This window comes from Bacillus sp. SIMBA_074, from assembly GCF_046534555.1.
GTDB lineage: Bacteria > Bacillota > Bacilli > Bacillales > Bacillaceae_G > Bacillus_A > Bacillus_A mycoides.
In genome coordinates, this window is record NZ_JAWRYM010001160.1 from 1 (window position 1) to 239 (window position 239).

The following is a 239-nucleotide window of genomic DNA, read 5'->3' on the forward strand; positions in this document are numbered from 1 at the left end:
GTGGACTTGGAGGCCGTGGACTTGGAGGCAGTGGACTTCGACGCGGCCGGCTTCGACGCGGGCTTGCTCGTCTTGGCGGTCGCCTTCGCCGCCTCGACGGCCTCCTCGGTGGCCTCGGCCAGGTCTTCCGCCGCCTCGCGGCCGGTGGCGATGGCGGAGTCGAGCCGCTGTCCGGGTGTGCCGTTGCCCGTCACCGACTTGGCCACCTTGACGACGCCGGTCCAGAGGGCGCCCGGCAC

General features: G+C 72.8%; 1 protein-coding gene. It reads right to left on the reverse strand.

Features of this window, described 5'->3' with window-relative positions:
* The coding region (locus SB773_RS34380; protein WP_410595003.1) for a hypothetical protein at nucleotides 1-239 on the reverse strand (239 nt) is incomplete at both ends.